This is a genomic window from Fictibacillus marinisediminis (assembly GCF_023149135.1).
GTDB classification, from domain to species: domain Bacteria; phylum Bacillota; class Bacilli; order Bacillales; family Fictibacillaceae; genus Fictibacillus_C; species Fictibacillus_C marinisediminis.
The window spans coordinates 81,162-104,243 of the sequence record NZ_JAIWJX010000002.1 but is presented as its reverse complement, the minus strand read 5'-3'; the positions used below and the strand labels follow the sequence as shown (position 1 = coordinate 104,243).

The 23,082-nt window shown below is 48.5% G+C and carries 13 protein-coding genes, 11 tRNA genes and 7 rRNA genes; all 31 read right to left on the bottom strand.

All coding sequences use genetic code 11. The annotated features are described in order from the left end of the window. Nucleotide 1 precedes the first annotated feature (1 nt). The 31 genes from mcsA to cysK all read right to left on the bottom strand — a co-directional run bounded on the left by mcsA (nt 2) and on the right by cysK (nt 22,974). Nucleotides 2-538 carry a protein-arginine kinase activator protein McsA gene (gene mcsA / locus LCY76_RS00625; protein WP_248251062.1) on the bottom strand — a complete coding sequence of 179 codons (537 nt, stop codon included), beginning with the start codon at nt 536-538 and terminating at the stop codon, nt 2-4. A 36-nt stretch (nt 539-574) separates the two neighbouring features. Beyond that, nucleotides 575-1,045: a CtsR family transcriptional regulator gene (locus LCY76_RS00620; RefSeq protein WP_053356229.1), complete on the bottom strand. Its 471-nt coding sequence runs from the start codon at nt 1,043-1,045 to the stop codon at nt 575-577. A gap of 531 nt (nt 1,046-1,576) precedes the next feature. Beyond that, nucleotides 1,577-1,695, bottom strand: a 5S ribosomal RNA gene (rrf, locus tag LCY76_RS00615). Between the two features lie 643 nt (nt 1,696-2,338). Then, a 5S ribosomal RNA gene (gene rrf, locus LCY76_RS00610) occupies nt 2,339-2,454 on the bottom strand. A gap of 63 nt (nt 2,455-2,517) precedes the next feature. Beyond that, a 23S ribosomal RNA gene (locus tag LCY76_RS00605) occupies nt 2,518-5,455 on the bottom strand. A gap of 261 nt (nt 5,456-5,716) precedes the next feature. Further along, nucleotides 5,717-5,792: transfer RNA gene (locus LCY76_RS00600), tRNA-Ala, on the bottom strand. 23 nt (nt 5,793-5,815) lie between these two features. Continuing rightward, a tRNA-Ile gene (locus LCY76_RS00595) sits at nt 5,816-5,892 on the bottom strand. Nucleotides 5,893-5,986: 94 nt separating this feature from the next. Beyond that, nucleotides 5,987-7,536: ribosomal RNA gene (locus LCY76_RS00590) — 16S ribosomal RNA — on the bottom strand. Between the two features lie 159 nt (nt 7,537-7,695). Continuing rightward, a tRNA-Ala gene (locus LCY76_RS00585) sits at nt 7,696-7,771 on the bottom strand. Between the two features lie 10 nt (nt 7,772-7,781). Continuing rightward, a tRNA-Pro gene (locus LCY76_RS00580) sits at nt 7,782-7,858 on the bottom strand. Nucleotides 7,859-7,861: 3 nt separating this feature from the next. Continuing rightward, nucleotides 7,862-7,938, bottom strand: a tRNA-Arg gene (locus LCY76_RS00575). A 13-nt stretch (nt 7,939-7,951) separates the two neighbouring features. Then, nucleotides 7,952-8,040 (bottom strand) — tRNA-Leu (locus LCY76_RS00570). A gap of 13 nt (nt 8,041-8,053) precedes the next feature. Beyond that, nucleotides 8,054-8,128, bottom strand: a tRNA-Gly gene (locus LCY76_RS00565). Nucleotides 8,129-8,135: 7 nt separating this feature from the next. Beyond that, a tRNA-Leu gene (locus LCY76_RS00560) sits at nt 8,136-8,220 on the bottom strand. Nucleotides 8,221-8,238: 18 nt separating this feature from the next. Further along, nucleotides 8,239-8,314 (bottom strand) — tRNA-Lys (locus tag LCY76_RS00555). A 7-nt stretch (nt 8,315-8,321) separates the two neighbouring features. After that, a tRNA-Thr gene (locus LCY76_RS00550) sits at nt 8,322-8,397 on the bottom strand. Between the two features lie 7 nt (nt 8,398-8,404). Then, nucleotides 8,405-8,480, bottom strand: a tRNA-Val gene (locus LCY76_RS00545). A 10-nt stretch (nt 8,481-8,490) separates the two neighbouring features. Continuing rightward, nucleotides 8,491-8,606 (bottom strand): 5S ribosomal RNA (gene rrf, locus LCY76_RS00540). Between the two features lie 63 nt (nt 8,607-8,669). Continuing rightward, nucleotides 8,670-11,607: ribosomal RNA gene (locus LCY76_RS00535) — 23S ribosomal RNA — on the bottom strand. 331 nt (nt 11,608-11,938) lie between these two features. Then, nucleotides 11,939-13,488 (bottom strand): 16S ribosomal RNA (locus LCY76_RS00530). The 16S, 23S and 5S rRNA genes sit together here with 11 tRNA genes alongside, the layout of an rRNA operon. 358 nt (nt 13,489-13,846) lie before the next feature. Next, nucleotides 13,847-15,340: a lysine--tRNA ligase gene (lysS, locus tag LCY76_RS00525; RefSeq protein WP_248251061.1), complete on the bottom strand. Its 1,494-nt coding sequence runs from the start codon at nt 15,338-15,340 to the stop codon at nt 13,847-13,849. A 10-nt stretch (nt 15,341-15,350) separates the two neighbouring features. Continuing rightward, on the bottom strand, nt 15,351-15,773 hold the full coding sequence (locus tag LCY76_RS00520) for a GreA/GreB family elongation factor (RefSeq protein WP_248251060.1): 423 nt from the start codon (nt 15,771-15,773) through the stop codon (nt 15,351-15,353). A 133-nt stretch (nt 15,774-15,906) separates the two neighbouring features. Continuing rightward, nucleotides 15,907-16,902 (bottom strand): tRNA dihydrouridine synthase DusB, encoded by a 996-nt coding sequence (gene dusB / locus LCY76_RS00515; RefSeq protein WP_248251059.1) that lies wholly within the window; start codon nt 16,900-16,902, stop codon nt 15,907-15,909. Between the two features lie 14 nt (nt 16,903-16,916). Beyond that, a complete protein-coding gene (locus tag LCY76_RS00510; RefSeq protein WP_053356233.1) occupies nt 16,917-17,132 on the bottom strand; it encodes a helix-turn-helix domain-containing protein in 216 nt (71 codons plus the stop codon). Next, on the bottom strand, nt 17,084-17,611 hold the full coding sequence (folK, locus tag LCY76_RS00505) for a 2-amino-4-hydroxy-6-hydroxymethyldihydropteridine diphosphokinase (RefSeq protein ID WP_248254555.1): 528 nt from the start codon (nt 17,609-17,611) through the stop codon (nt 17,084-17,086). The genes LCY76_RS00510 and folK overlap by 49 nt, the downstream gene beginning before the upstream one ends. Continuing rightward, entirely contained in the window at nt 17,608-17,970 is a 363-nt protein-coding gene (folB, locus tag LCY76_RS00500) for a dihydroneopterin aldolase (RefSeq protein WP_248251058.1), read from the bottom strand. Before folB ends, folK begins: the two co-directional genes overlap by 4 nt. Continuing rightward, nucleotides 17,963-18,826, bottom strand: coding sequence for a dihydropteroate synthase (folP, locus tag LCY76_RS00495; RefSeq protein ID WP_248251057.1), 864 nt, complete (start codon nt 18,824-18,826; stop codon nt 17,963-17,965). The genes folB and folP overlap by 8 nt, the downstream gene beginning before the upstream one ends. Continuing rightward, nucleotides 18,795-19,700 (bottom strand): aminodeoxychorismate lyase, encoded by a 906-nt coding sequence (pabC, locus tag LCY76_RS00490; protein WP_248251056.1) that lies wholly within the window; start codon nt 19,698-19,700, stop codon nt 18,795-18,797. Before pabC ends, folP begins: the two co-directional genes overlap by 32 nt. Then, on the bottom strand, nt 19,685-20,284 hold the full coding sequence (pabA, locus tag LCY76_RS00485; protein WP_248251055.1) for an aminodeoxychorismate/anthranilate synthase component II: 600 nt from the start codon (nt 20,282-20,284) through the stop codon (nt 19,685-19,687). Before pabA ends, pabC begins: the two co-directional genes overlap by 16 nt. 25 nt (nt 20,285-20,309) lie before the next feature. After that, the gene (pabB, locus tag LCY76_RS00480) at nt 20,310-21,746 is read right to left on the bottom strand and encodes an aminodeoxychorismate synthase, component I (RefSeq protein ID WP_419714913.1); all 1,437 of its coding nucleotides are present in this window, start codon (nt 21,744-21,746) and stop codon (nt 20,310-20,312) included. Nucleotides 21,747-22,041: 295 nt separating this feature from the next. Continuing rightward, entirely contained in the window at nt 22,042-22,974 is a 933-nt protein-coding gene (gene cysK / locus LCY76_RS00475) for a cysteine synthase A (protein WP_248251054.1), read from the bottom strand. Nucleotides 22,975-23,082: the final 108 nt, after the last annotated feature.

Genomic DNA, 23,082 nt, shown 5'->3' with positions numbered 1-23,082 from the left:
TCTATTCCCCCTTTTCCCGGTGCTTTTGCTTTTCCAAAAGCCGAATTTGATCACGGGTCTCTGCCGCTTTCTCAAATTCCTCATTTAAGATATACTGCTGCATCGCTTGCTTTAATTTTTCCAATTCGCGTTTTTCTTGAAGCCCGCTGCCAATCCGTTTCGGAATTTTCCCGGCATGTCTTGTATTCCCGCCATGCACCCTCTTTAAAATAGGGTCCAGCTTCGAATCAAAAACTTCGTAGCAATGGCTGCAGCCAAATCTGCCGGATTTGGCAAACTGATTGTAGGTCATGCCGCACTGAGGGCAAGCGAGGACCGACTGTTGAGAAAGTCCTGAAGAAGCCGTTCCCGAAATGGAAGGATCTCCATAAAGCAATCCAGAGAGCAGCTGATGAATAGAGAAAGTATTCGACCCCGGAAGGAATTCTCCTTTTTCTTTTGCACAATGCTCACAAATATGGAATTCTGTTTTCTTGCCGTTTACAATCTTCGTAAAGTGTAAAGTGGCAGGCCGCTCATGACATTCCTGGCAGAACATTTTTTTCCCCTCCCTATTAATAAATGTGATACATCGTTATCTGGTTCTAAATTTTAATGTCCGAATCATTGCTTTTAATAATTCGGCTCGTAGCTGATCACGTTCAGGAAGGTCTAACACGTGTAAAACAGAGCGATCTGTCACGCTTAGCATAATCCTCGCCTCGCGTTCGGATACGATCTGCTCATCAAGCAACCGCAAAATAACATTCTCCGCGTTTCCTTGTGAAATACGATCATTGATAAGAAGCAGCAGCTGATCAATAAGGTCGACGTAATTCTCTGTTTTGACTTTAATGATTCGAATGTATCCCCCGCCGCCCCGTTTACTCTCTACAACAAAGCCTTTTTCCACCGTAAAACGGGTGTTGATAACATAATTAATTTGGGAAGGGACACACTGGAACTTTTCAGCAATATCCGTACGCTTGATTTCAATGAACGTCTCATTTGATCCCGCGATGACCTGCTTTAAATATGCTTCAATGATGTCTGAGATGTTTTTCAACCTGCTCCCCTCCCCTCTGACTTTGACTATCTTTGACTATACAATCATATTATAGACGCTTTTTCAGGGTTTATGCAACTAATGTATACTTTTCGCATGATTGGGGGACTATCTGTTTCTATCACAGTATTACCCGATATTTTTGGGATTAATCGTAACAATTGAGGACTTTTCTGTGTCGAAAACAAACAACACTTTACAGAGCCTGGGCTCAAGGAAGTTTTAGATTTCAAAAGTTTTGTGCGGTTTTTAGGTTTTGTTGAAAAAGGGACTAATGAGAGCGATTGGAGGGCTGCGGGCGAAATAAGAGTGATCCAGACGGTCTGCCTTGGGTGATTTGGGAGTGTTACTTGCGGGTTTGTACGGTTTACATCCGGCTTTGGCCTTTTTACGTGCGACTTTGAAGGTTTTACATGCGGGAATGGAGACTTTACGTGCGACTTTTCACCCTTTACATGCCAAACCCATCATTGTCATAAAAAAGAACAGACAAAAAAGCACCGCTGGATAATCCAACAGTGCTTCATTCGTGCCCGGCAACGTCCTACTTATACAGGGGCAAGCCCCCAACTACCATCGGCGCTTAAGAGTAAACTTCCGTGTTCGGTATGGGAAAGGATGTGACCTCTTCGCTATAGCTAACCACCGAATTTCCTTTGCTCCGAGCACGCCCTAAGCAGCGAGATGCAGACCACCTCATTTGGTTGATCCCTCGATGGTTTAATGAAAAATAGAACAAGTAATTAGCTTGTATAGGCTTCATTCTTTCGTATTCTCTTTGAAAATCATCTTTTTGCGGCTAATGGATAAGGTTTTGAAGGTTCTACTTTGTTGGTTCGGGATCGTTACTTGCGGATTTGGTGGGATTACTTGCGGCGTTGGCTTGTTTACTTGCGGTTCGGCAGCGTTTACTTGCGATTTCACAGCCGTTACTTGCGATTCGACAAGATTTACTTGCATATCACGTCATTTTCATACTTATGGGTTGATCCCTCGATGGTTTTATGAAATATAGAACAAGTAATTAGTTTGTATTGGCTTTATTCTTTCGTGTTTTGTGGCTAATGGATAAGGTTTGAAGGTTCTACTTTGTTGATTCGGGATCGTTACTTGCGGGTTTGTACGGTTTACATGCGGCTTCGGCCCTTTTACGTGCGACTTTGAAGGGATTACATGCGGGAATGGAGACTTTACGTGCGACTTTTCACCCTTTACATGCCAAACCCATCATTGTCATAAAAAAGAACAGACAAAAAAGCACTGCTGGAATCTTTCCAGCAGTGCTTCGTTCGTGCCCGGCAACGTCCTACTCTTACAGGGGGAAGCCCCCAACTACCATCGGCGCTGAAGAGCTTAACTTCCGTGTTCGGTATGGGAACGGGTGTGACCTCTTCGCTATCGCCACCAGACATATTTTGAGGTATATTCCCTCAAAACTAGATAACTTCTTCATCCAAACTTCTGATTATTTTAAGGATAAGCCCTCGACCGATTAGTATCTGTCAGCTCCACGTGTCACCACGCTTCCACACCAGACCTATCAACCTCATCATCTCTAAGGGGTCTTACTCACTTAACGTGATGGGAAATCTCATCTTGAGGGGGGCTTCATGCTTAGATGCTTTCAGCACTTATCCCGTCCACACGTAGCTACCCAGCTATGCCCCTGGCGGAACAACTGGTACACCAGCGGTGTGTCCATCCCGGTCCTCTCGTACTAAGGACAGCTCCTCTCAAATTTCCTGCGCCCGCGACGGATAGGGACCGAACTGTCTCACGACGTTCTGAACCCAGCTCGCGTACCGCTTTAATGGGCGAACAGCCCAACCCTTGGGACCTACTTCAGCCCCAGGATGCGATGAGCCGACATCGAGGTGCCAAACCTCCCCGTCGATGTGGACTCTTGGGGGAGATAAGCCTGTTATCCCCAGGGTAGCTTTTATCCGTTGAGCGATGGCCCTTCCATGCGGAACCACCGGATCACTAAGCCCGACTTTCGTCCCTGCTCGACTTGTAGGTCTCGCAGTCAAGCTCCCTTGTGCCTTTACACTCTGCGAATGATTTCCAACCATTCTGAGGGAACCTTTGGGCGCCTCCGTTACAATTTAGGAGGCGACCGCCCCAGTCAAACTGCCCACCTGACACTGTCTCCGAACCGGATCACGGTTCCAGGTTAGAATTTCAATACAGTCAGGGTAGTATCCCACCGACGCCTCCATCGAAGCTGGCGCTCCGACTTCTCAGGCTCCTACCTATCCTGTACAAACTGTACCAAAATCCAATATCAAGCTGCAGTAAAGCTCCATGGGGTCTTTCCGTCCTGTCGCGGGTAACCTGCATCTTCACAGGTACTATAATTTCACCGGGTCTCTCGTTGAGACAGTATCCAAGTCGTTACACCTTTCGTGCGGGTCGGAACTTACCCGACAAGGAATTTCGCTACCTTAGGACCGTTATAGTTACGGCCGCCGTTTACTGGGGCTTCAATTCAGAGCTTCTCCCGTAAGGGATAACCCCTCCTCTTAACCTTCCAGCACCGGGCAGGTGTCAGCCCCTATACTTCGCCTTGCGGCTTCGCAGAGACCTGTGTTTTTGCTAAACAGTCGCTTGGATCTATTCACTGCGGCTCTCTCGGGCGTTAACCCTATCAGAGCACCCCTTCTCCCGAAGTTACGGGGTCATTTTGCCGAGTTCCTTAACGAGAGTTCTCCCGATCATCTTAGGATTCTCTCCTCGCCTACCTGTGTCGGTTTGCGGTACGGGCACCTCTTTCCTCACTAGAGGCTTTTCTTGGCAGTGTAGGATCAGGGACTTCGGTACTGTAATTTCCCTCGCCGTCACAGCTCAGCCTTCACGATTGCGGGATTTGCCTCACAATCAGCCTAACTGCTTAGACGCGCATTTCCAATCGCGCGCTCTCCCTACCTTCCTGCGTCCCCCCGTCGTTCAAACGGAAAGGAGGTGGTACAGGAATTTCAACCTGTTGGCCATCGCCTACGCCTTTCGGCCTCGGCTTAGGTCCCGACTAACCCTGAGCGGACGAGCCTTCCTCAGGAAACCTTAGGCTTTCGATGGACAAGATTCTCACTTGTCTTTCGCTACTCATACCGGCATTCTCACTTCAAAGCGCTCCACCAGTCCTTCCGGTCTGACTTCACTGCACTTCGAACGCTCCCCTACCACTGTACCTTACGGTACAATCCATAGCTTCGGTGATACGTTTAGCCCCGGTACATTTTCGGCGCAGAGTCACTCGACCAGTGAGCTATTACGCACTCTTTAAATGGTGGCTGCTTCTAAGCCAACATCCTGGTTGTCTGGGCAACTCCACATCCTTTCCCACTTAACGTATACTTTGGGACCTTAGCTGATGGTCTGGGCTGTTTCCCTCTTGACTACGGATCTTATCACTCGCAGTCTGACTCCCGCGGATAAGTCTCTGGCATTCGGAGTTTGACTGAATTCGGTAACCCTGTGGGGGCCCCTAGTCCAATCAGTGCTCTACCTCCAGGACTCTAGCCGCGAGGCTAGCCCTAAAGCTATTTCGGGGAGAACCAGCTATCTCCGTGTTCGATTGGCATTTCACCCCTACCCACACCTCATCCCCGCACTTTTCAACGTGCGTGGGTTCGGGCCTCCATTCAGTGTTACCTGAACTTCACCCTGGACATGGGTAGATCACACGGTTTCGGGTCTACGACAACGTACTATGGCGCCCTATTCAGACTCGCTTTCGCTGCGGCTCCGCCTTATCAGCTTAACCTTGCACGTTATCGTAACTCGCCGGTTCATTCTACAAAAGGCACGCTGTCACCCGTTAATGGGCTCCAACTACTTGTAGGCACACGGTTTCAGGATCTCTTTCACTCCCCTTCCGGGGTGCTTTTCACCTTTCCCTCACGGTACTGGTTCACTATCGGTCACTAGGGAGTATTTAGCCTTGGGAGATGGTCCTCCCGGATTCCGACGGGGTTTCACGTGTCCCGCCGTACTCAGGATCCACTCAGGAGGGAACGAAGTTTCAACTACAGGGCTGTTACCTTCTTTGGCTGGCCTTTCCAGACCGCTTCATCTACCCCGTTCCTTTGTAACTCCATGTTGAGTGTCCTACAACCCCAGAGGGCAAGCCCTCTGGTTTGGGCTGATTCCGTTTCGCTCGCCGCTACTCAGGAAATCGCATTTGCTTTCTCTTCCTCCGGGTACTTAGATGTTTCAGTTCCCCGGGTCTGCCTTCTCATATCCTATGTATTCAGATATGGATACCATCCCATTACGGATGGTGGGTTCCCCCATTCGGAAATCCCCGGATCAATGCTTACTTACAGCTCCCCGAGGCATATCGGTGTTCGTCCCGTCCTTCTTCGGCTCCTAGTGCCAAGGCATCCACCGTGCGCCCTTTCTAGCTTAACCTTTAACCGAATCAGCTTTTCAGCTGAATCGTTTCACATGATCGTTAGATCATGGGTCTTGCATAATCAGCGCACAACTAATGAATTAGTTGGCTTTGTTTGGATGTTTCGTTATCTAGTTTTCAAGGAACATGGCTACAACGCTGTGTAACCTTCTGTGTTACATGCACCGAGTAATCGCAGGTGCATATCGGCGTTGTCTTCAAGAGACAACTTTCATATTATACCGACTAAAAAAGAAAATATCAACTATATTTTCTAGTGGTGGAGCCTAGCGGGATCGAACCGCTGACCTCCTGCGTGCAAGGCAGGCGCTCTCCCAGCTGAGCTAAGGCCCCATCTTGTCTGTATGAAAATGTTATGGTGGGCCTAAATGGACTCGAACCATCGACCTCACGCTTATCAGGCGTGCGCTCTAACCAGCTGAGCTATAGGCCCATGCACCATATTATAGATGAGAGAAGTTCTCTCAAAACCAAACAAAAGCTCAGGTAAGTTCATGAGGCATCTAAGTGCACTCATGTCTCCATAGAAAGGAGGTGATCCAGCCGCACCTTCCGATACGGCTACCTTGTTACGACTTCACCCCAATCATCTGTCCCACCTTCGGCGGCTGGCTCCTAAAAGGTTACCCCACCGACTTCGGGTGTTACAAACTCTCGTGGTGTGACGGGCGGTGTGTACAAGGCCCGGGAACGTATTCACCGCGGCATGCTGATCCGCGATTACTAGCAATTCCGGCTTCATGTAGGCGAGTTGCAGCCTACAATCCGAACTGAGAGTGGCTTTTTGGGATTGGCTCGGCCTCGCGGCTTTGCAACCCTTTGTACCACCCATTGTAGCACGTGTGTAGCCCAGGTCATAAGGGGCATGATGATTTGACGTCATCCCCACCTTCCTCCGGTTTGTCACCGGCAGTCACCTTAGAGTGCCCAACTGAATGCTGGCAACTAAGGTCAAGGGTTGCGCTCGTTGCGGGACTTAACCCAACATCTCACGACACGAGCTGACGACAACCATGCACCACCTGTCACTCTGTCCCCCGAAGGGGAAAGTCCTATCTCTAGGATGGTCAGAGGATGTCAAGACCTGGTAAGGTTCTTCGCGTTGCTTCGAATTAAACCACATGCTCCACTGCTTGTGCGGGCCCCCGTCAATTCCTTTGAGTTTCAACCTTGCGGTCGTACTCCCCAGGCGGAGTGCTTAATGTGTTAACGTCAGCACTGAGGGTGGAACCCCCCAACACCTAGCACTCATCGTTTACGGCGTGGACTACCAGGGTATCTAATCCTGTTTGCTCCCCACGCTTTCGCGCCTCAGCGTCAGTTACAGGCCAAAAAGCCGCCTTCGCCACTGGTGTTCCTCCACATCTCTACGCATTTCACCGCTACACGTGGAATTCCACTTTTCTCTCCTGCACTCAAGTTCCCCAGTTTCCAATGACCCTCCACGGTTGAGCCGTGGGCTTTCACATCAGACTTAAAGAACCGCCTGCGCGCGCTTTACGCCCAATAATTCCGGATAACGCTTGCCACCTACGTATTACCGCGGCTGCTGGCACGTAGTTAGCCGTGGCTTTCTGGTCAGGTACCGTCAAGGTACCGGCAGTTACTCCGGTACTTGTTCTTCTCTGACAACAGAGCTTTACGACCCGAAGGCCTTCATCGCTCACGCGGCGTTGCTCGGTCAGACTTTCGTCCATTGCCGAAGATTCCCTACTGCTGCCTCCCGTAGGAGTCTGGGCCGTGTCTCAGTCCCAGTGTGGCCGATCACCCTCTCAGGTCGGCTACGCATCGTCGCCTTGGTGAGCCGTTACCTCACCAACTAGCTAATGCGCCGCGGGCCCATCTGTAAGCGTCAGCACAAGGCCGACTTTCAAAAAAGAAACAGGCGTTTCTCTTTATCATCCGGTATTAGCTTCGGTTTCCCGAAGTTATCCCCGTCTTACAGGCAGGTTACCCACGTGTTACTCACCCGTCCGCCGCTAACCTCAGAGAGCAAGCTCTCTTTGGTTCGCTCGACTTGCATGTATTAGGCACGCCGCCAGCGTTCATCCTGAGCCAGGATCAAACTCTCCAATAAAGTGTTTGATATAGCTCTTAAAGTTTAAAAATTGATGGGATTGTAAAATCCCTGACTTACCTGGCTTTTGTTTGGTTTTCAAAGAACTAATGCGCTGCTTCGAACAGCAACTTTCATATCATACCCATTAAAAAAGAAAATGTCAACACATTTTCGAAATGGTGGAGCCTAGCGGGATCGAACCGCTGACCTCCTGCGTGCAAGGCAGGCGCTCTCCCAGCTGAGCTAAGGCCCCTTAACAAAGATGGTCGGGAAGACAGGATTTGAACCTGCGACCCCCTGGTCCCAAACCAGGTGCTCTACCAAGCTGAGCCACTTCCCGATATGGCGCGCCCTGAGAGATTCGAACTCCCGACCTTTTGATTCGTAGTCAAACACTCTATCCAGCTGAGCTAAGGGCGCATATAAATTTAATTGGTGCCGAGGGCCGGACTCGAACCGGCACGGTAGTCACCTACCGCAGGATTTTAAGTCCTGTGTGTCTGCCAATTCCACCACCCCGGCAGGCAGAAAAAAATGGAGCGGAAGACGGGATTCGAACCCGCGACCCCAACCTTGGCAAGGTTGTATTCTACCACTGAACTACTTCCGCATCCGTATGGTGCGGGTGAAGGGACTCGAACCCCCACGTCATAAGACACTAGATCCTAAGTCTAGCGCGTCTGCCAATTCCGCCACACCCGCATATAAAATTTTTGAAAATGGTGAGCCATGAAGGACTCGAACCTTCGACCCTCTGATTAAAAGTCAGATGCTCTACCAACTGAGCTAATGGCTCTTGAAAGTGGTGCCGGCTAGAGGACTTGAACCCCCAACCTACTGATTACAAGTCAGTTGCTCTACCAATTGAGCTAAACCGGCGAAATAATGGTGGAGGATGACGGGTTCGAACCGCCGACCCCCTGCTTGTAAGGCAGGTGCTCTCCCAGCTGAGCTAATCCTCCATATGTATATGCCTGGCAACGTCCTACTCTTACAGGGGGAAGCCCCCAACTACCATCGGCGCTGAAGAGCTTAACTTCCGTGTTCGGTATGGGAACGGGTGTGACCTCTTCGCTATCGCCACCAGACATATTTTGAGGTATATTCCCTCAAAACTAGATAACTTCTTCATCCAAACTTCTGATTATTTTAAGGATAAGCCCTCGACCGATTAGTATCTGTCAGCTCCACGTGTCACCACGCTTCCACACCAGACCTATCAACCTCATCATCTCTAAGGGGTCTTACTCACTTAACGTGATGGGAAATCTCATCTTGAGGGGGGCTTCATGCTTAGATGCTTTCAGCACTTATCCCGTCCACACGTAGCTACCCAGCTATGCCCCTGGCGGAACAACTGGTACACCAGCGGTGTGTCCATCCCGGTCCTCTCGTACTAAGGACAGCTCCTCTCAAATTTCCTGCGCCCGCGACGGATAGGGACCGAACTGTCTCACGACGTTCTGAACCCAGCTCGCGTACCGCTTTAATGGGCGAACAGCCCAACCCTTGGGACCTACTTCAGCCCCAGGATGCGATGAGCCGACATCGAGGTGCCAAACCTCCCCGTCGATGTGGACTCTTGGGGGAGATAAGCCTGTTATCCCCAGGGTAGCTTTTATCCGTTGAGCGATGGCCCTTCCATGCGGAACCACCGGATCACTAAGCCCGACTTTCGTCCCTGCTCGACTTGTAGGTCTCGCAGTCAAGCTCCCTTGTGCCTTTACACTCTGCGAATGATTTCCAACCATTCTGAGGGAACCTTTGGGCGCCTCCGTTACAATTTAGGAGGCGACCGCCCCAGTCAAACTGCCCACCTGACACTGTCTCCGAACCGGATCACGGTTCCAGGTTAGAATTTCAATACAGTCAGGGTAGTATCCCACCGACGCCTCCATCGAAGCTGGCGCTCCGACTTCTCAGGCTCCTACCTATCCTGTACAAACTGTACCAAAATCCAATATCAAGCTGCAGTAAAGCTCCATGGGGTCTTTCCGTCCTGTCGCGGGTAACCTGCATCTTCACAGGTACTATAATTTCACCGGGTCTCTCGTTGAGACAGTATCCAAGTCGTTACACCTTTCGTGCGGGTCGGAACTTACCCGACAAGGAATTTCGCTACCTTAGGACCGTTATAGTTACGGCCGCCGTTTACTGGGGCTTCAATTCAGAGCTTCTCCCGTAAGGGATAACCCCTCCTCTTAACCTTCCAGCACCGGGCAGGTGTCAGCCCCTATACTTCGCCTTGCGGCTTCGCAGAGACCTGTGTTTTTGCTAAACAGTCGCTTGGATCTATTCACTGCGGCTCTCTCGGGCGTTAACCCTATCAGAGCACCCCTTCTCCCGAAGTTACGGGGTCATTTTGCCGAGTTCCTTAACGAGAGTTCTCCCGATCATCTTAGGATTCTCTCCTCGCCTACCTGTGTCGGTTTGCGGTACGGGCACCTCTTTCCTCACTAGAGGCTTTTCTTGGCAGTGTAGGATCAGGGACTTCGGTACTGTAATTTCCCTCGCCGTCACAGCTCAGCCTTCACGATTGCGGGATTTGCCTCACAATCAGCCTAACTGCTTAGACGCGCATTTCCAATCGCGCGCTCTCCCTACCTTCCTGCGTCCCCCCGTCGTTCAAACGGAAAGGAGGTGGTACAGGAATTTCAACCTGTTGGCCATCGCCTACGCCTTTCGGCCTCGGCTTAGGTCCCGACTAACCCTGAGCGGACGAGCCTTCCTCAGGAAACCTTAGGCTTTCGATGGACAAGATTCTCACTTGTCTTTCGCTACTCATACCGGCATTCTCACTTCAAAGCGCTCCACCAGTCCTTCCGGTCTGACTTCACTGCACTTCGAACGCTCCCCTACCACTGTACCTTACGGTACAATCCATAGCTTCGGTGATACGTTTAGCCCCGGTACATTTTCGGCGCAGAGTCACTCGACCAGTGAGCTATTACGCACTCTTTAAATGGTGGCTGCTTCTAAGCCAACATCCTGGTTGTCTGGGCAACTCCACATCCTTTCCCACTTAACGTATACTTTGGGACCTTAGCTGATGGTCTGGGCTGTTTCCCTCTTGACTACGGATCTTATCACTCGCAGTCTGACTCCCGCGGATAAGTCTCTGGCATTCGGAGTTTGACTGAATTCGGTAACCCTGTGGGGGCCCCTAGTCCAATCAGTGCTCTACCTCCAGGACTCTAGCCGCGAGGCTAGCCCTAAAGCTATTTCGGGGAGAACCAGCTATCTCCGTGTTCGATTGGCATTTCACCCCTACCCACACCTCATCCCCGCACTTTTCAACGTGCGTGGGTTCGGGCCTCCATTCAGTGTTACCTGAACTTCACCCTGGACATGGGTAGATCACACGGTTTCGGGTCTACGACAACGTACTATGGCGCCCTATTCAGACTCGCTTTCGCTGCGGCTCCGCCTTATCAGCTTAACCTTGCACGTTATCGTAACTCGCCGGTTCATTCTACAAAAGGCACGCTGTCACCCGTTAATGGGCTCCAACTACTTGTAGGCACACGGTTTCAGGATCTCTTTCACTCCCCTTCCGGGGTGCTTTTCACCTTTCCCTCACGGTACTGGTTCACTATCGGTCACTAGGGAGTATTTAGCCTTGGGAGATGGTCCTCCCGGATTCCGACGGGGTTTCACGTGTCCCGCCGTACTCAGGATCCACTCAGGAGGGAACGAAGTTTCAACTACAGGGCTGTTACCTTCTTTGGCTGGCCTTTCCAGACCGCTTCATCTACCCCGTTCCTTTGTAACTCCATGTTGAGTGTCCTACAACCCCAGAGGGCAAGCCCTCTGGTTTGGGCTGATTCCGTTTCGCTCGCCGCTACTCAGGAAATCGCATTTGCTTTCTCTTCCTCCGGGTACTTAGATGTTTCAGTTCCCCGGGTCTGCCTTCTCATATCCTATGTATTCAGATATGGATACCATCCCATTACGGATGGTGGGTTCCCCCATTCGGAAATCCCCGGATCAATGCTTACTTACAGCTCCCCGAGGCATATCGGTGTTCGTCCCGTCCTTCTTCGGCTCCTAGTGCCAAGGCATCCACCGTGCGCCCTTTCTAGCTTAACCTTTATCGACGATTGATCAGCTTCCAATCTCTTCGTCAGCTTTGTTCTTCCGGTGCTCATGTAGGCGAACTACACTCCGCTCCTCCAGAACTTCGCTTCCTCGATCTTGTCGCTGCTGAATCGTCTTAATTGTTACTAAATCAGCGCACAACTAATGAATTAGTTGGCTTTGTTTGGATGTTTCGTTATCTAGTTTTCAAGGAACATGGTCCGTGCGCGCAAAAAAATGCGTCACATAACCTCTATTGTTTGAAAGAAACGATGTTCTTTCAAAACCAAACAAAAGCTCAGGTAAGTTCATGAGGCATCTAAGTGCGCTCATGTCTCCATAGAAAGGAGGTGATCCAGCCGCACCTTCCGATACGGCTACCTTGTTACGACTTCACCCCAATCATCTGTCCCACCTTCGGCGGCTGGCTCCTAAAAGGTTGCCCCACCGACTTCGGGTGTTACAAACTCTCGTGGTGTGACGGGCGGTGTGTACAAGGCCCGGGAACGTATTCACCGCGGCATGCTGATCCGCGATTACTAGCAATTCCGGCTTCATGTAGGCGAGTTGCAGCCTACAATCCGAACTGAGAGTGGCTTTTTGGGATTGGCTCGGCCTCGCGGCTTTGCAACCCTTTGTACCACCCATTGTAGCACGTGTGTAGCCCAGGTCATAAGGGGCATGATGATTTGACGTCATCCCCACCTTCCTCCGGTTTGTCACCGGCAGTCACCTTAGAGTGCCCAACTGAATGCTGGCAACTAAGGTCAAGGGTTGCGCTCGTTGCGGGACTTAACCCAACATCTCACGACACGAGCTGACGACAACCATGCACCACCTGTCACTCTGTCCCCCGAAGGGGAAAGTCCTATCTCTAGGATGGTCAGAGGATGTCAAGACCTGGTAAGGTTCTTCGCGTTGCTTCGAATTAAACCACATGCTCCACTGCTTGTGCGGGCCCCCGTCAATTCCTTTGAGTTTCAACCTTGCGGTCGTACTCCCCAGGCGGAGTGCTTAATGTGTTAACGTCAGCACTGAGGGTGGAACCCCCCAACACCTAGCACTCATCGTTTACGGCGTGGACTACCAGGGTATCTAATCCTGTTTGCTCCCCACGCTTTCGCGCCTCAGCGTCAGTTACAGGCCAAAAAGCCGCCTTCGCCACTGGTGTTCCTCCACATCTCTACGCATTTCACCGCTACACGTGGAATTCCACTTTTCTCTCCTGCACTCAAGTTCCCCAGTTTCCAATGACCCTCCACGGTTGAGCCGTGGGCTTTCACATCAGACTTAAAGAACCGCCTGCGCGCGCTTTACGCCCAATAATTCCGGATAACGCTTGCCACCTACGTATTACCGCGGCTGCTGGCACGTAGTTAGCCGTGGCTTTCTGGTCAGGTACCGTCAAGGTACCGGCAGTTACTCCGGTACTTGTTCTTCTCTGACAACAGAGCTTTACGACCCGAAGGCCTTCATCGCTCACGCGGCGTTGCTCGGTCAGACTTTCGTCCATTGCCGAAGATTCCCTACTGCTGCCTCCCGTAGGAGTCTGGGCCGTGTCTCAGTCCCAGTGTGGCCGATCACCCTCTCAGGTCGGCTACGCATCGTCGCCTTGGTGAGCCGTTACCTCACCAACTAGCTAATGCGCCGCGGGCCCATCTGTAAGCGTCAGCACAAGGCCGACTTTCAAAAAAGAAACAGGCGTTTCTCTTTATCATCCGGTATTAGCTTCGGTTTCCCGAAGTTATCCCCGTCTTACAGGCAGGTTACCCACGTGTTACTCACCCGTCCGCCGCTAACCTCAGAGAGCAAGCTCTCTTTGGTTCGCTCGACTTGCATGTATTAGGCACGCCGCCAGCGTTCATCCTGAGCCAGGATCAAACTCTCCAATAAAGTGTTTGATATAGCTCTTAAAGTTTAAAAATTGATGGGATTGTAAAATCCCTGACTTACCTGGCTTTTGTTTGGTTTTCAAAGAACATTTTGTATCAAACTTCAACTATTAAGCTGTCGTTTGCCGTCGCTCATTGGCGACTTTATTATATTACCATGCTGTCATCAGCCTGTCAACATTCTTTTTAAAAAGTTTTTATCAAGTTTGTTGAACTCATAAGCTTTGCAGCGACAGGTAATAATATACCACCTATTTAAACACCTTGCAATACTATTTAAGAAAAAAGTTTCAATTTCGTGTAAAAACATATAAAACCGCCTGCACACTGCATGCAGGCGGCGTTAAATTCTTTTGTTATTACTTGTCGGTATGGCGCATTTGCGGGAATAACAGTACATCACGGATTGAAGGTGAGTCTGTCAAAAGCATGATAAGGCGATCGATTCCGATCCCCAGGCCGCCAGTAGGAGGCATACCGTACTCAAGCGCTTCTACAAAGTCCTCATCCATCATGTGAGCCTCATCGTTCCCTTGGTCACGCTCTTTGAGCTGTGCTTCAAAACGCTCTCTTTGATCGATTGGATCATTAAGCTCAGAAAATGCGTTAGCGTGCTCACGGCCCACGATAAACAATTCAAACCGGTCAGTGAATCTTTCATCTTCAGGATTCTTCTTAGCAAGCGGAGAAATCTCAACTGGGTGGCCATATACAAATGTAGGCTGAATGAGCGTCTCTTCGACGAAGTGTTCAAAGAACTCGTTCACAATATGCCCATAAGACATGTTTTCTTTCACAGGAACATTATGTTCTTTAGCAAGGGCGAATGCTTCTTCCCTGCTCATCTGCGGCCAGAAGTCTACACCTGTTGCTTCTTTTACTGCATCAACCATGTGCACCCGTTTCCAGCGAGGTTCGAGGTCAACTTCGTATTCACCGTATTTCACAGTCGTGCTGCCGTGTACTTCTTTAGCAATATGAGCGATAAGATTTTCAGTAAGTTCCATAATATCATGATAATCTGCATAGGCTTCATAAAGTTCTATCATTGTAAATTCAGGATTATGACGAGTAGATACTCCTTCGTTTCTGAATACCCGGCCAATCTCATAAACCTTTTCCAAACCGCCGACGATCAGGCGTTTCAAATGAAGCTCGATAGCGATCCGCATGTAAAGCTCCATATCAAGCGCGTTATGGTGCGTAATGAACGGACGTGCAGATGCACCGCCAGGAATAGAATGCATGGTTGGCGTTTCTACTTCCAAGTAGCCGTGATCATCCAGGTAGCGTCTCATTGAACGGATTATTTTACTGCGGGCGATGAATGTGTCTTTTACTTCAGGGTTCATGATTAAATCTACATAACGCTGGCGATAGCGCTGTTCCACATCTTTAAGGCCGTGGAATTTGTCAGGCAGCGGACGAAGTGATTTCGTAAGCAGCTGAAAGTCTTTCGCTTTTACAGAAAGCTCTCCAACTTTAGTTTTAAAGACCGTACCAGTAATTCCGACAATGTCACCGATATCGATCGTGTTGAACAGCTCATACTGATCCTCGCCTACTGCATCGGTTCTTACATAGATTTGAATTTGTCCAGTCAGATCCTGAACGTGCGCAAATCCGGCTTTCCCTTTTCCGCGCTTGGTCATGATGCGTCCAGCAATGGTTACTTCAATGCCTTGCTCCTCCAGGTCTTCTTTCGATAGATCCTGATATTGCTCAGTAATGTCTGCCGCTGTATGGGTGCGGATATATTTAGTGCCGAACGGATCTTTCCCGCTTTCACGGATGCTGTTCATTTTTTCTCTGCGGACACGCAGCAAATCATTTAATTCTAAATCCTGGCTCATGAAAACTCTCCTACCTTTTGCAATTTTGTATGTTTATGATTTTATATGAAATATGGCCCCCCGGAAGGGAGATATGAATCTTAGCGTTCAGAGGCTTGCCGATTACCGCTTGGGCTACCGGGGAATCCGCGGCAATTTTAAACTCTCTCGGATCGGCTTCAAATGGATGTACGATCGTATACGTCATCTCATCCTGAAATTCAAGTTCCAGCAATGTGATTGTAGAACCTACTTCCGCCGTTTGTCCGGGCTCTTTTTCACTGGAGAGAATCCGGGCATGGAACAGGACTTGTTCGAGCTGTTTGATCCTCTTGTCTAAAAAAAGGCCTTCATCCTCAGTGCGGCAGTGTACTTTTTCCTCGATTAAACTTCTAAGCTCATGCTTTAGCCTCCTGGTGCCTTCGTTCGTAAGCAAAACCGTTTCATGGTTCATTTGCTTTTCCTCCATATCATTATTAAAAATAATAATTTTGAAAACACCAGGAAGCCTTTATTAAGAAAACATAAGTGCAACAAAAGCCAGAATTGGGTTCTGGCTGTTAGTAAGATTCAATAGGGCGATTGGCTCAGCTCACTTTACCTTGCTGTTTAGCTTCTACTTCTTCAATATAGCCGTAGAGGAGCTTGCTCATTTCATCCCTTGTTGTTTTTGTATTTACTTCGTTTCGGACCGTTCCTGTTTTAGGAAGGCCTTTTAAATACCATGCAGCGTGTTTGCGCATCTCACGAACGGCCACATCTTCACCCTTGAGATCAATGAGGCGGTCCATATGAAGCATGCAAATATCGATCTTTTCTCTTGGTGTCGGTTCTGCAGGAATTTCTCCTGTTTCAAGGAACTGAACGGTGCGATAAAGCATCCATGGGTTGCCAAGCGCCGCGCGGCCGATCATAACGCCATCTACGCCATAGGTTTCAAGCGCATGTTTGGCATCGTGCGGAGTAGAGATGTCTCCGTTTCCGATTACCGGAATCGAAACACTTTCTTTTACTTGCTTGATAATGTCCCAGTTCGCTTTTCCTTCATACATCTGCACGCGCGTGCGCCCGTGCACAGATACTGCAGCACCGCCGGCACGTTCCACCGCCTGTGCGTTTTGCACAGCGAAGATATGGTCTTCATCCCAGCCGACACGCATTTTTACAGTAACCGGCTTTTGCACAGCATCTACTGTAGCTGCAACCATCTCATAGATTTTGTTTGGGTCTAACAGCCATCTTGCTCCAGCATCACATTTCGTGATCTTAGGCACAGGGCAGCCCATATTGATATCTATAATATCGGCATTTGTATTTTTATCTACATACTTTGCTGCCGCAACAAGAGATTCGCGTTCTCCTCCAAAGATCTGAAGGCTGAGCGGTTTTTCCCTCTCATCTACATACAGCATTTTTAAAGATTTTTCGTTCTCGTACAGAATACCTTTATCGCTTACCATTTCGGCACAAACGAGCCCCGCTCCAAAATCTTTGGCGATCAGGCGGAATGCCGGGTTGCAGACACCTGCCATAGGTGCAAGCACAACGGGATTCTTCATGGTAATAGCACCGATTTTCAACATTCTTTTCACCCCGCTTATTTTTGAACATGGTCTTGCGTTAATTCATCTATAGAAACCTGAAAGATCGTTGCAATCTTAATCATAAGTTCTTCCTTCGGTTTGCGGTTTCCGCGTTCTACTTCTCCAAGTATAGAAACAGAGATCCCCAAGTCCTTCGCAAGGCCTTCTTGTGTATAGCCTTTCAGTTTTCGAAAGGCCCGTATTCTCCTGCCCCACTTTTCCTCTTCCATATATGCACACCTTCTTTATTCTGCAGCTGTCTGAAGACGTCATCCAATGATACGTCTGTATCTGGGAATGTGAGATCTGGAGCAATCTCAAATAACGGAATCATCACAAAAGCACGTTCCAGCATACGGGGATGCGGAATGTGCAGCTGTTCTGACTGTATACGTTCACTATTATACAACAAAATGTCAAGGTCGATTGTTCTGGGACCCCATCTGATTTTCCGTGTTCTTTCCAGATGGTTCTCGATTTCCTGGGTTATGCTCAGTAAATCTTCAGCAGACAGGCTCGTCTGCAGTTTTACCGCCAGATTCAGAAAAGGAGGCTGATCGGTGTAGCCGACCGGTTCTGTTTCATACAGTGATGATATCGTTTCCACTTTAATAGCGGGATGGTCATTTAATGCATCGATCGCCTTCTGGATATACTCTTCCCGGTTCCCAAGGTTGGAACCAAGCGAAAGGTAAACACTATTCATCAGGCTCTGCTCCGGGTTATCTCTATGGCAACAGAGTCATAATGGCCCGGGATAGGCGGATCCGGTTTAGTAACTTTAACCGTGCATTGCTGAATCAGCGGGTAACTGGAAAGAAGGGCAGAGGCAATGCTTTCCGTTACCGTTTCAACCAATTTCTTCGGTTCGCCTTCTACAATTTCTTTTACCGTTGAATAAATGTCACCGTAGTTCACTGTTTTTTCAAGGTCATCCGTTGTACCGGCTGCCTGAAGATCCATCTCAAGAATCAGATCGGCGAAAAATCGCTGGCCCAGTTTATTCTCTTCAGGAAAAACACCATGATAGCCATAAAACGAAAGGCCGTTCATATATATTTTATCCATGCGTCTTCATCCTTTTTCCGAGCATGGCATCCATCATTCTTGCCATGCGGCTCATTTCTTTTACATCATGGACGCGTACAATCGTACATCCCCGTTCAATGCCAAGGCATACTGTGGCGCCCGTTCCTTCCATTCGTTCATCCACCGGAAGATCGAGGGCATTCCCGATCATGGATTTTCTTGATGTTCCTAGGAGTACGGGATATCCCATCGCCACGATCTGGTCGAGGTTCCTCATCGTTTCAAGGTTCTGCTCATATGTTTTGGCAAAACCGATTCCAGGATCTAAAATGATGTTCTCCGGCTTCACGCCTTCTTTCGAAACAATGGCGATGCTCTTGTTCAGATCGGCAATGATATCAGGCATCAATTCTGCATAATCACGATCACTCCGATTATGCATAAGGATGATGGGTACGTTGAGCTTTGCTGCTGTGGAGGCCATCTGATCATCCGCCTTAGCTCCCCATACATCATTAATGATATGGGCTCCGGCAAGAATGGCTTTTTCAGCGACTTCTGCTTTGTACGTATCGATGGAAATCGGAACGCTCACTTCGCGGGAGACTGCCTCAATTACCGGGACGACACGCCTTAACTCTTCCTCTGCTCCAACCTTCTCACCGCCTGGACGGGTGGATTCTCCCCCGATATCAATAATATCGGCTCCGTCTTCTACCATTTGCTTGGCATGCTCAACTGCTCGTTGAATCGTGTTGTATCTGCCGCCATCAGAAAAGGAATCCGGAGTGGCATTTAATATTCCCATGACATAGGTTTTCTTGGATAGATCCAGCGTGTATGGGCCACAGGATATGAGATGATTAATATTCTTGGCTGTTACTGTCTGTCCCATAATAGGTTCTCCCTTCAAACAATTCATCAATGCTCCATAGACTTTTGCTGCATGAATGATAAAGAAATAAAAGCGATTGGGCCGTCTGCCCACCAGCACCCGGAAAGTCCTTTCCTTGAAAGGTGCGAACCGGGACGATTTCCTGTATCGAATTTGTTAAAAAAATCTCGTCCGCATTTTGTACATCAAGGGACGAATATAGACCCTCTTCTGCCGGCATTCCCATCTTGGCCGCACTGGCCATGACGAACTGCCTCGTGATTCCGTTCAGAATTCCTGTATTTATGGAAGGGGTATAAAGTACACCATCTTTTATCCAAAAAACATTTGAAACGGTTCCTTCGCTGACAAATCCATCTTCTGTCAAAAACAGGCCTTCCTGCTCATGAGGCCTGTTCAACTCCCTTTTACCGAGGATGCTGTTCAAATAATGATGGGACTTCAAGCGTATTCTTCCTTCAGGGGTGTTCCGCCTTGTCTGAAGCACGACAAGCTCTTTTTCGTTAAAAGGACCCTGTTCCGGCAGTGGTTTGCCGTAAATAATGACAGTCGGGTTTAAATAAGGGTCTGTCTGCAGGCCGATCTCACCTGCTCCTGCTGAAATATTGAAGCGGATATAAGCATTCTTCCATTTGTTCCGCCGCATTAAACGCCTTGTATCGATCCAGGCAGCCGCACTGTCCAGTTCATGCTTTATATTCAGCTCAACAAGCGCTTCTTTTAAACGCTTCATATGTTCTTCCCAAAGAAATGGATGTCCATTGTAGACTCTGACGGTTTCAAATGCACCGAGGCCATACATATATCCATGATCCAACGGAGAGATAGAAGCTTCATTTTTACTTACAAGTTTTCCATCTATTGAGAGGTACATACCATGTTCCCTTTATTTTTGTATTGATCGATAAAATTCCGCAGCAGCTTTTTGCCTGCTTCTGTCATGATCGACTCAGGGTGAAATTGTACACCTTCTACCGGAAGCGCCTTATGGCGAATGGCCATAATTTCTCCTTCAGGGGTCCATGCTGACACACTGAAACATTCTGGCAGTGTTTCTTTCTTTACAATGAGAGAGTGGTATCTCGTAGCAGTAAATACTTTTTCAAGCCCGTTGAAAATGGTCTTTCCGTCATGAGAAATCTCTGAGGTCTTTCCATGCATCAGACGTTCGGAGCGAATGACATCTCCTCCAAATACTTGGGCGATGGATTGATGCCCTAGGCATACACCAAAAATCGGAATCTTACCTGCAAAGCGCTTAATGGCTCCCATACTGATTCCAGCTTCGTTCGGTGAACAAGGGCCCGGCGAGATCATCAAAAAATCCGGCTGAAGCGCCTCGATTTCTTCGAGAGTGATCTCATCGTTTCTCTTGACGACAAGCTCTTCTCCCAGCTCTCCTAAATATTGTACAAGGTTGTACGTGAATGAATCGTAGTTATCAATCATTAAAATCATTCTCATCTTCCTCCTCTAAGCTCAGCTAAACTAACTCGTACTTGCTTTCTTCACTTAATTCCTTGGCCCGCCATAAAGCAGCGGCTTTTTTCAGCGACTCTTTATACTCCGCTTGGGGGTCTGAGTCGATAACGATGCCGGCACCAGCCTGTACGTGGGCCATTCCGTCCTTGCAGACCATCGTCCGGATCGCGATGTTCAATTCCATGTCACCATTGTATCCAATCCAGCCGATAGAGCCAGTATATACTCCTCTGCGCACAGGCTCAAGCTCTTCAATAATTTCCATTGTGCGTATTTTCGGAGCCCCTGTAATCGTCCCGCCTGGAAAAGTGGCTGCAATCAGGTCAAACGCATCGCAGTCTTCACGAAGTATTCCCCTGACGTTCGAGACAATGTGCATGACGTGGGAGTATTTTTCAATCGTCATAAACTCGTCCACTTCAACACTGCCATACTTACTCACTTTGCCCAGGTCGTTTCTTTCCAGGTCAACCAGCATCACATGTTCCGCGCGTTCTTTCTCATTTTCGATCAGTGTTAATGCGAGCTTACGGTCTTCTTCTTCCGTCTTGCCCCTTGAGCGTGTCCCGGCGATCGGGCGGGTACTGATATGTTCTCCCTTTTTTTTCACTAACAATTCAGGTGAACCGCTGACGAGCTGAAAATCAGGTGTATGAAAGTAAGCCATATAAGGCGATGGATTAAAACGGCGAAGTTCATTATAAATTTCAAATGGCATCGACAGAAGAGGCTTTGACTGCCGTACAGATAGATTAACCTGAAAGACATCGCCTGCAGCAATATACTCTTTGACTTGTTTTACTGCCTGCACAAACTTTTCTTCAGACATGGATACCGATTCCTGCAAAAAAGAAAAGGGCACCTTTTCGTTCTTTGCCGAAACGCCGCTGTGATTTGCCGAGGTCCATTCCGCTCGATATTGTTCCAGTCTTAATTCTGCCCTTTTTTTATGCTGTTCTTCATAGTGAAGAATAAGCCATAAACATTCTTCTTCATGGTCATATACGAATACATCATCAAATACCATGAGAGAAACGTCCGGAAGCTGAAGATCATCTTCTGCTTTTTGAGGAAGCTTCTCAATCTCCCTGGCCACATCATAACTAAAATATCCGATAGCTCCTCCGTTAAAATCAGGAAGCCCTGCCGGAACATCGCACTTAAACAAGCTAAGCCAATCTTTAATGATCGGAAGGAGTTTTCCTTCTCTCGTTGTATTGCTGCCTTTATATTCAAAAGAAACTTTATTGTTTTTACCTACAATATAAGCAACTGGGGAAAGACCTATGATGCTGTATTTTCCGCTCCGTCCGCTTTCAAGGAGAACGTGGTTTTCTTCACTGCCCGAAAGGCTCCTATAACGGCTGAACCATTCGCTTTTGGTTAGGGGAATTTTTTTAAAGATGATTTGTCGCTCTTCACAAATTGGGTAAGGCACACCTGTCACGCTCCTGATCTTTCTTATGGATACTATTGTAACTGATGCAGTGATTAATGTGGGGATAAAAATCCAATTACTTTTGAGAAAAGCGCAAGCGGTGGAACACTTATCCAGCAACACGCATTTTGTGTTGAGGAATAAGTGTGAAGCGACCTAAGACGAATTGTGATTTATCAATTCGTCCTCCGAGGACTTATGACGAATGGTGTTTCAAATTTCGTCCTGGGCGCTAGAGCTAGACAATACTCCCATGCATAGAAAAAGCTGACAAAATTGTCAGCTTGATGTCTTGTTATTCTGTTTCATCAAATTGATATAGCGGTGTGCTCAAATACCGTTCACCATTACTCGGAATGATGGCGAGCACTTTTTTGCCTTTGCCCAGCTTCTCAGCCACTTTAAGAGCAGCAGCGATAGCAGCTCCTGAGGAGATCCCGCCAAGGATTCCTTCTTCTTTAGCCGCACGGCGTGCAAATTCAAAAGCTTCATCATTTGTAATCTGGATAACTTCATCATATACAGACGTATTTAAGATTTCCGGAACAAATCCAGCGCCAATTCCCTGAATCTTATGAGGACCGGGCTTTCCGCCTGACAGTACAGGAGAATCAGATGGTTCAACGGCGTATAATCGAATATCAGGGTAAGCTTCTTTCAGCACTTCCCCAGCACCGGTGATGGTGCCGCCTGTACCGATTCCTGAAATGAAACCGTCCAGTCCGTCCGGAAATTGTTCAAGAATTTCTTTCCCTGTGGTTTGCCGATGGATCTCCGGGTTCGCTTCATTGTTGAACTGTTGTGCCAAGAAATAGCCGTGTTCTTTTGATAAAGCTTCCGCCTTGCGGATTGCTCCGCCCATTCCTTCAGCGCCAGGTGTCAGTACAAGCTCCGCTCCATAAGCGCGCAGCAGATTTCTTCGCTCCAAGCTCATCGTGTCCGGCATGACAAGAACAGCCTTATAGCCTTTAGCTGCGGCTACCATTGCAAGCCCGATACCCGTGTTCCCGCTTGTAGGTTCAATAAGCGTATCGCCTGCTTTAAGTTTGCCGTCCGCTTCCGCTTTTTCAATCATAGCCAAAGCAATGCGGTCTTTAACACTGCTTCCCGGGTTCATGAATTCCAGTTTCAAATACACGTCTGCATGAGTATCATTTGTAATACGATTGAGTTTAACAACAGGTGTCTGTCCAATAAGCTCTGTAATTGAATTTGCTATTCTCGCCAACCTTATCACTCTCCTAATTCCGAGTAAATACATTGGTTTAAGTTTAACAACAGTACGAATCGTCTGTCAATTCATATGCACTGCTTTAGACCTATAGACCCAAAGCAT